General features: G+C 49.7%; 5 protein-coding genes. All 5 read left to right on the top strand.

Annotated features, from left to right (window positions below; translation table 11 throughout):
- The first annotated feature begins 100 nt into the window (after window positions 1-100).
- The 5 genes from ACT3R4_RS18345 to ACT3R4_RS18325 all read left to right on the top strand — a co-directional run bounded on the left by ACT3R4_RS18345 (window position 101) and on the right by ACT3R4_RS18325 (window position 1984).
- Complete coding sequence (locus tag ACT3R4_RS18345; protein ID WP_226912213.1) at window positions 101-778, top strand: tyrosine-type recombinase/integrase; 678 nt, start codon at window positions 101-103, stop codon at window positions 776-778.
- Between the two features lie 78 nt (window positions 779-856).
- Complete coding sequence (locus ACT3R4_RS18340) at window positions 857-1111, top strand: AbrB/MazE/SpoVT family DNA-binding domain-containing protein (protein ID WP_193057271.1); 255 nt, start codon at window positions 857-859, stop codon at window positions 1109-1111.
- Window positions 1108-1455, top strand: a complete 348-nt coding sequence (locus tag ACT3R4_RS18335) for a type II toxin-antitoxin system ChpB family toxin (RefSeq protein WP_193057272.1) — start codon at window positions 1108-1110, stop codon at window positions 1453-1455. Before ACT3R4_RS18340 ends, ACT3R4_RS18335 begins: the two co-directional genes overlap by 4 nt.
- 24 nt (window positions 1456-1479) lie before the next feature.
- On the top strand, window positions 1480-1722 hold the full coding sequence (locus ACT3R4_RS18330) for a hypothetical protein (RefSeq protein WP_193057273.1): 243 nt from the start codon (window positions 1480-1482) through the stop codon (window positions 1720-1722).
- Window positions 1723-1738: 16 nt separating this feature from the next.
- Window positions 1739-1984 carry a hypothetical protein gene (locus ACT3R4_RS18325; protein ID WP_193057274.1) on the top strand — a complete coding sequence of 82 codons (246 nt, stop codon included), beginning with the start codon at window positions 1739-1741 and terminating at the stop codon, window positions 1982-1984.

Below are 1984 nucleotides of genomic sequence, written 5' to 3'. Positions count from 1 at the left end.
TAGAACGGGCTTGGTTGCTGGTGTTAGGCTAATGCGGAGGCCTCCAGGCAACTCTCTCAGGAATGCACGCGATTAAACATCAATCCTGACAGAGGGCTTTATGGCCACACCTTCCCGCCAAGCTACTTCGCTTCGCCCAGGGCAGTTTCGCCACTTAATTCGTGTCGCGGGCGTCACTGGCCGTATGCCACAGCGCGACCAAATGTTGCTCTGGATTACGCATACAACCGGCATCCGTGTCACAGAGCTAGCCCAGCTACGTATAGACGATGTTCTTCTCCCAAGCGGTGCCATACGCGTAGAGGCGTATCTGCCAGCCAAAATCACCAAAGGCTGCAAAGCGAGAAATATTCATTTCACCCATCCTAAGTGTGTGAAAGCCATTGAGGAGTGGCTTGAAGTGCGCCACCTCCGGCAGTGGGGATGCTCTAAAGAAACCAGCTACAGAGGCTTTCTTCCGCATAGCAAGCTGGTACTCACCCACAAAGGCCAGTCCTTCGAGCTAGCTATTAAAAAGCGATTATTGGCCACAGGCCCCAAAGAGTATTGGGCAAGCGATTCGCTTCAGCAGACATTTAGCCGCTTGTATCGACAAGCGGGAATCAAGCTAGGTAGCAGCCACAGCGGTCGGCGTACCCTCGCGGCTCGGGTGCTAGCCGCAACAGGTGATATTGAAGCGGTACAGGCAATTTTGGGCCATTCTGAACTTGATCATACGAAGCCATACCTCTCTATAGATCAAGAGATCATTCGCAAAGCTTTCGAGGTTGCGTTGTAGATACAAAGTATCTACTAAAGCTTTGCAATCACTCATTTCAGTGTCTACAATGTAGATACACGGTTGAGGAAATGAATCATGGAGCTCAAAATTCAGAAGTGGGGCAATAGCGCGGCAGTGCGACTGCCAGTTGATCTACTGCGCAAATATGGCCTTAGCGATGGGGACGCGCTTGAGGTTGAGCAGGGCACCACTAAATTTGTCCTCAAACCAATCCTTTCAATACCAAAATACTCTCTCCAAGAGCTGTTGGATCAGTGCGATCCCAATGCACCTGAACCGGAAGAGCTTGCTGCTTGGCATAACATGAAGCCAGTAGGGCGCGAGGAATGAGTCGAGTAAAGTTCAAGCGCGGTGACATAGTGCGAGTGAATCTTAATCCAACGGAAGGCAGGGAGCAGCAAGGCGATTTTCGGCCTGCGTTAGTCTTAACCCCTGCCGCCTTCAATCAGTTTGGAACTGTTGTTATCGCACCGATTACCCAGGGTGGCAATTTTGCGCGACATGCGGGTTTTGCAGTGCCGTTAACTGGATCAGGCACCAAGACACAGGGCGTTGTTCTAGTTAACCAGCTCAGAAGCCTGGACTTGGAGGCGCGTGGAGCGCGCAAGGTTGAGGCCGTCCCTGAACACATCATTGATGACGTATTAGCGCGTGTTCAGACGCTCTTTGAATAACACTAGGAAACCACAGGTGACAGTATGAAAATGAAGGTGATGTTGTACATCTTAGCCACTGGCGCTATCGCGTGGTTCAGTAGCAAGATTGTTTTATGGATGGTGAATGCTGCCACTGGTGAAGAATACTCCTCTCTGCTTACTACTCCGCAGCTTCAATACGCATTCTTTGTTGTGTTGTTCGCTATTTTGCTAGCCATACTCAAAAAGTCTTACCAGCGCCGTTCGTATACAGAAAAAGCCAAAATCTCGCTGACAAATAGTTAAAGGAAAAGGTGGAGGAATGAAAACTAAGTTAAAAGTGTTACTTGGAGCCATTTTTTTAGCCGGTTTGTTAGCCATGGTTTTTCTGGCGTGCCAGATGACTTTTGTATGGTGGCAGGCCAAGCCCGATAGTCAATCCGTTGTGGCTGAGTTGATATGGAAACAGCATGGCGGCTATGTGTTGCTTGTTTGGGCGGTTTTGCTGTGGCTGGTTCACCAACTATTCGGCAACCAGAGGCGCCGAGCAATATCCTCTAAAGAGTGA

The organism is Halomonas sp. AOP7-E1-9 (assembly GCF_052376035.1).
Classification (GTDB): domain Bacteria; phylum Pseudomonadota; class Gammaproteobacteria; order Pseudomonadales; family Halomonadaceae; genus Vreelandella; species Vreelandella citrativorans.
This window is presented reverse-complemented; position numbering and strand designations above follow the sequence as displayed.